Origin of the sequence: Bacillus sp. CHD6a (assembly GCF_001293645.1) — a bacterium.
GTDB lineage: Bacteria > Bacillota > Bacilli > Bacillales > Bacillaceae_I > Sutcliffiella_A.
In genome coordinates this window covers 1-5,061 of sequence record NZ_LBMD01000049.1, presented here as the reverse complement: position 1 = coordinate 5,061, position 5,061 = coordinate 1, and the positions used below count along the sequence as shown (strand labels likewise).

At 43.2% G+C, this 5,061-nt stretch carries 3 protein-coding genes, 17 tRNA genes and 1 rRNA gene; 20 read left to right on the top strand and 1 reads right to left on the bottom strand.

What is annotated here, in order from left to right:
- Window positions 1-80: 80 nt before the first annotated feature.
- From rrf to AAV98_RS19600, 18 genes are all read left to right on the top strand, one after another.
- A 5S ribosomal RNA gene (gene rrf, locus AAV98_RS19685) occupies window positions 81-197 on the top strand.
- Window positions 198-206: 9 nt separating this feature from the next.
- A tRNA-Asn gene (locus tag AAV98_RS19680) sits at window positions 207-281 on the top strand.
- Window positions 282-288: 7 nt separating this feature from the next.
- A tRNA-Ser gene (locus AAV98_RS19675) sits at window positions 289-380 on the top strand.
- An 8-nt stretch (window positions 381-388) separates the two neighbouring features.
- Window positions 389-463: transfer RNA gene (locus AAV98_RS19670), tRNA-Glu, on the top strand.
- Between the two features lie 38 nt (window positions 464-501).
- Window positions 502-577 (top strand) — tRNA-Val (locus tag AAV98_RS19665).
- A gap of 35 nt (window positions 578-612) precedes the next feature.
- A tRNA-Met gene (locus tag AAV98_RS19660) sits at window positions 613-689 on the top strand.
- A 3-nt stretch (window positions 690-692) separates the two neighbouring features.
- Window positions 693-768: transfer RNA gene (locus AAV98_RS19655), tRNA-Asp, on the top strand.
- Between the two features lie 21 nt (window positions 769-789).
- A tRNA-Phe gene (locus tag AAV98_RS19650) sits at window positions 790-865 on the top strand.
- Between the two features lie 37 nt (window positions 866-902).
- Window positions 903-978 (top strand) — tRNA-Thr (locus AAV98_RS19645).
- Between the two features lie 7 nt (window positions 979-985).
- Window positions 986-1,069 (top strand) — tRNA-Tyr (locus AAV98_RS19640).
- Between the two features lie 32 nt (window positions 1,070-1,101).
- Window positions 1,102-1,175: transfer RNA gene (locus tag AAV98_RS19635), tRNA-Trp, on the top strand.
- A 13-nt stretch (window positions 1,176-1,188) separates the two neighbouring features.
- A tRNA-His gene (locus AAV98_RS19630) sits at window positions 1,189-1,264 on the top strand.
- A 52-nt stretch (window positions 1,265-1,316) separates the two neighbouring features.
- Window positions 1,317-1,391: transfer RNA gene (locus AAV98_RS19625), tRNA-Gln, on the top strand.
- A 5-nt stretch (window positions 1,392-1,396) separates the two neighbouring features.
- Window positions 1,397-1,471, top strand: a tRNA-Gly gene (locus tag AAV98_RS19620).
- Between the two features lie 9 nt (window positions 1,472-1,480).
- Window positions 1,481-1,554: transfer RNA gene (locus AAV98_RS19615), tRNA-Cys, on the top strand.
- 37 nt (window positions 1,555-1,591) lie between these two features.
- Window positions 1,592-1,680: transfer RNA gene (locus tag AAV98_RS19610), tRNA-Leu, on the top strand.
- 26 nt (window positions 1,681-1,706) lie between these two features.
- Window positions 1,707-1,790 (top strand) — tRNA-Leu (locus AAV98_RS19605).
- A 3-nt stretch (window positions 1,791-1,793) separates the two neighbouring features.
- Window positions 1,794-1,867 (top strand) — tRNA-Gly (locus AAV98_RS19600).
- Window positions 1,868-1,988: 121 nt separating this feature from the next.
- Here AAV98_RS19600 and queG read toward each other — a convergent pair.
- A complete protein-coding gene (gene queG / locus AAV98_RS19595; RefSeq protein WP_060667200.1) occupies window positions 1,989-3,128 on the bottom strand; it encodes a tRNA epoxyqueuosine(34) reductase QueG in 1,140 nt (379 codons plus the stop codon).
- Between the two features lie 122 nt (window positions 3,129-3,250).
- On the opposite strand from queG, the gene AAV98_RS19590 reads away from it, so the two are divergent.
- The gene (locus AAV98_RS19590) at window positions 3,251-3,910 is read left to right on the top strand and encodes a B3/B4 domain-containing protein (protein WP_060667199.1); all 660 of its coding nucleotides are present in this window, start codon (window positions 3,251-3,253) and stop codon (window positions 3,908-3,910) included.
- A 45-nt stretch (window positions 3,911-3,955) separates the two neighbouring features.
- Window positions 3,956-4,927: a nuclease-related domain-containing protein gene (locus AAV98_RS19585; protein WP_060667198.1), complete on the top strand. Its 972-nt coding sequence runs from the start codon at window positions 3,956-3,958 to the stop codon at window positions 4,925-4,927.
- Window positions 4,928-5,061 lie beyond the last annotated feature (134 nt).

Genomic DNA, 5,061 nt, shown 5'->3' with positions numbered 1-5,061 from the left:
AACATTATCTAGTTTTGAAGGAATAAAAAAGTTGAAAAAACATCTTGATTTTCTTCAAAGATATATTATAATAATATTTGTCTGGTAATGATGGCGAAGAGGTCACACCCGTTCCCATACCGAACACGGAAGTTAAGCTCTTCAGCGCCGATGGTAGTTGGGGGATCTCCCCCTGTGAGAGTAGGACGTTGCCAGGCTGGTATTAATCCACCATAGCTCAGCGGTAGAGCATTCGGCTGTTAACCGAAGGGTCGTAGGTTCGAATCCTACTGGTGGAGCCAACTAAATGGAGAGCTGTCCGAGTGGCCGAAGGAGCACGATTGGAAATCGTGTAGACGGTCAACGCCGTCTCAAGGGTTCAAATCCCTTGCTCTCCGCCATTATCTTTGGCCCGTTGGTCAAGCGGTTAAGACACCGCCCTTTCACGGCGGTAACACGGGTTCGAATCCCGTACGGGTCACCAAAGTTATTCGAGACATAAATAATGAATGTTTATACATAGGAGGATTAGCTCAGCTGGGAGAGCACCTGCCTTACAAGCAGGGGGTCGGCGGTTCGATCCCGTCATCCTCCACCATTATATCTTTATAACATATTTGACAATAATATTATCGCGGGGTGGAGCAGTCTGGTAGCTCGTCGGGCTCATAACCCGAAGGTCGCAGGTTCAAATCCTGTCCCCGCAACCAAATGGTCCCGTGGTGTAGCGGTTAACATGCCTGCCTGTCACGCAGGAGATCGCCGGTTCGATCCCGGTCGGGACCGCCATTTTCTTTGAAAATAAAATTAGGCTCGGTAGCTCAGTTGGTAGAGCAATGGACTGAAAATCCATGTGTCGGCGGTTCGATTCCGTCCCGAGCCACCATGATTTTTTCACCAAAATGAAGAAATCACCATATAATGCCGGTGTAGCTCAGTTGGTAGAGCAACTGACTTGTAATCAGTAGGTCGTGGGTTCGACTCCTATCGCCGGCACCAGATATATGGAGGGGTAGCGAAGTGGCTAAACGCGGCGGACTGTAAATCCGCTCCTTCGGGTTCGGCAGTTCGAATCTGCCCCCCTCCACCATTTCTTAAAAAAGTAGTAACAAAATGTTTAATAGGGGCATAGTTTAACGGTAGAACAGAGGTCTCCAAAACCTCCGGTGTGGGTTCGATTCCTACTGCCCCTGCCAATTTAAAATTATGGCGATTGTGGCGAAGTGGTTAACGCACCTGATTGTGGTTCAGGCATTCGTGGGTTCGATTCCCATCAGTCGCCCCATAATTTACTTAATATCGACTTTCATTTAAGTCTTTTTTATTTCTAGATTTATTGGGCTATAGCCAAGCGGTAAGGCATCGCACTTTGACTGCGACATGCGTTGGTTCGAATCCAGCTAGCCCAGCCATTTTTGCGGAAGTAGTTCAGTGGTAGAACACCACCTTGCCAAGGTGGGGGTCGCGGGTTCGAATCCCGTCTTCCGCTCCAAAAAATTCAGGTGGCATAGCCAAGTGGTAAGGCCAAGGTCTGCAAAACCTTTATCACCGGTTCAAATCCGGTTGCCACCTCCAATTTTACTAAAAGTAGTTATTCATATATACGAGACAAGCCGGGGTGGCGGAACTGGCAGACGCACAGGACTTAAAATCCTGCGGTAGGTGACTACCGTACCGGTTCGATTCCGGTCCTCGGCACCATTTGAATAATTATTATGATTGAGTATGCCGGTGTGGCGGAATTGGCAGACGCGCACGACTCAAAATCGTGTTCCTCTGGAGTGCCGGTTCGACCCCGGCCACCGGTACCAATCGCGGGTGTAGTTTAATGGTAAAACCTCAGCCTTCCAAGCTGATGTCGTGGGTTCGATTCCCATCACCCGCTCCATACATAACTTTTCAAGACTCTAACTTAATTGTTGGGGTCTTTTTTGTTGCTAAAAAGTAAAGAATCTATAACAAAAAGCCACAGAGCATGATTATGTTCTGTGGCTTTCTTATGTGTCACTCTACTCAGTAAGCATGCTAATTCCTTTTTCAAGTTCTTTTAACACTTCAGGATCTTTTTCTGTTGTTTGATAATGTTGCAGTGTTTCTAATGCTTGCTTGTCCCCGATTTTTCCTAATGCCCAGGCTGCCGTTCCTCTTATTACCGGACGAGGGTCATTTTTTAATAGACTTTGGAGATCAGGTATAGCGGAAGTATCTTTGTAATGAGCGAGCGCGATAATGGCATTTCGTTGTATTGGCTTTTTCCCACGCCAGGATCCTGAGATCTTACCAAAGTTCTCTTTAAACTCTTTGTTAGAGATGGTTAAAAGTGGTTTTAACTTCGGTTTAACAATTTCAGGATCGGGCTCCATTTCAGGATGAAGGTGAAAATCTTTTCCTTTATTTTCAGGGCACACTGTCTGGCAAGTATCACAGCCGTAGAGTCTGTTGCCTAATTTGGTGCGATACTCTTCTGCCAGGAAGCCTTTTGTTTGTGTCAGAAAGGCAATGCATTTATTAGAATTGAGCTGTCCACCTTGAACGAGTGCACCTGTTGGACAGACTTCCACGCATTTATTACAGGTCCCACAGTTATCTTCTAAAGGGGTATCTGGTTCAAAGGATATCGTCGTTATCATTTCCCCTAAATACACATACGAGCCAAATTCAGGCGTGATAATCGCACAGTTTTTACCGCTCCAACCAATACCTGCCCGTTCAGCAACAGCCCTGTCACTTAGCTCACCGGTATCTACCATGGATTTCATTAGAGCGTCTGGACGCTTTTCTTTTATGAACGCTTCTAACAATCTGAGTTTCTCTCTTAAGATATCATGGTAATCGACACCCCAGGATGCACGGCAAAATATCCCTCGTCGCTCTTCACGTGTGCTTCTTGGTGCGTCTTTCATTTTGGAGGGATATGCAAGTGCAATGGCAATAATGCTTTTGGCCTTGGGTAGTACTAGTTTAGGGTTTGTCCGTTTTTCAATATCAGGTTCTTCAAACCCGGATTGATAGTTAAGTTCCTGTTGAGTGATTAGTCTTTCTTTTAAACCAGTGAACACTCCGGCACTTGCAAATCCAATCTTATCAATGCCAACTTCTTTACTATAGGCGATAATTTCTTCTTTTAGTATTAAGTTTTCCTCATTCAATGTGAACACCTCCTTTATTGTATTTTAGCCACCCTATATTTTAACATAATTAAAAGCAATAAGTAGCATAGAACAAGTTATATGATACAATTACCATAATCAAGAAAGGAAGGATGGGCTAAATGAAAGTATTGATTGATGAAAGTGTAACCCTTAAGAAATACGGTATCATTATGTATAACGATATTAGTATTAGTTCGTCACCTCAGATGTTAAAAGGGAGAATTCGCCTTTTCCAAGAATCGCTTCACTTGGATTTAGAAGATAAAGATATGAAAGATATTCCCGGAGTAGCACAGTGGCGTTCTGTATTCAAGGAAACTGGGATAGATCCATCTAGGTATCGGCCATCCGTGGAGGCATTGTACCGTAGAATAAAAAAAGGACAATTCCTTGAGCCATTCAATTCTGCTGTGGATTTGAACAACTTTTTTTCAATGAAATATGAAATTCCCTTTGGAATCTATGATGCTGAGAAGATTGTTGGTGATGTAACAGTTGCGATTGGAGATGAGACATCAAGTTATGAAGGATTAAATGGGCGAGAAATTACATTAGCTAAGATGCTTCACACTCGTGATGAGGTAGGTCCTTTTGGAAGTCCTTTTGTCGATAGTCGCAGGACAGCCGTTTCTGAGGAGAGCACGTCTGCGTTGCATGTTGTGTATTTTAAGCCTTCTATGAAAAGTGACGAATGTGAAGAGATGCTTGCTGCGATTAGCGAGATGTTTCTGCAGGTTCATGGTGGAACGAGTGAGTATTGGGTTTTGGATGAAAAGTAGGTAATTAGGTTTGCCTGCTTTTTTATATTGAAGGGAGTGTTGTGGATGAGTTTTATGATGAAGGAACGTAAGGTGTCTGAGGAGCTGAAATTATTAAGAATGCTTAAGGCACGAGAAGGTCTCGTGGATGATAGCCGATATTGGAATCTTGAAAAAGGTTATCAGGGGGAGGTACTTTTTGATAAATGGTTTTCAGGGTTAGAAGGTGAGTGGATTGTGGTGAATGATATTTTACTTGAGCAAGCAGGCAGTTTGTTTCAAATTGACTCCCTTGTGATTGGAGGGGATAGAGTGTACTTGTTTGAAGTGAAGAATTTTGAAGGTGATTTCTTACTTGAGGATGACAGGTGGTATTCTGGCAGTAAAGAAATAAAAGATCCCTTACTACAAATGCAACGATGCGAAACCGCATTAAGACAACTCCTCAGAAGCCTAGGATATCAACTCCCCATAGAATCAAACCTCATATTTATTAACCCCGAGTTTAATCTATATAATTGCCCACCTAAATTACCAATAGTATTTTGTTCCCAATTGAATCGGTTTTCCACTAAATTATTGAAGCAATCCTCTAGTTCTGCAAAGTTAAATGCACGTCATTCCCGTTTGGCTGAGAAGCTGTGCGAGCTGCATATTGAGAAGTCACCATACGAAAGATTGCCTGAGTACAGGTATGAGGATCTGCGGAAGGGGATTGTTTGTGTTGGGTGTGGGGGGATGGATATGCGCCACCATTATAGAATGATTGAATGTAGTATGTGCGGAAGGAAGGAAGATTTGGATATCGCTTTGATAAGAGCTATAAATGAATGTTGTAGTTTGTTCCCACAGATGAAAATCACTACAAAGATCATTCATGATTGGATTGGGGAAATGTTCTCTAAGCAAGTAATTCAAAGGGTTTTACACAGTAACTTTTCATTAATTGGACATGGAAAGTCGGCTAATTATGTTAAGGATACACCGAGAATAAACGGGTCAGGTACATTAATGTTGAATGATTCCCTCGGTCGATGATACGTAGGAAACAATGTCCTCATAGGAAGTGAATGACTCCCTCGGCTAGTGGAAAGTGGGACAAAATGTCCTCATAGGAAGTGAATGACTCCCTCTGCTAGAGGAAAGTAAGGAACATTGTCTTTATAGGAAGT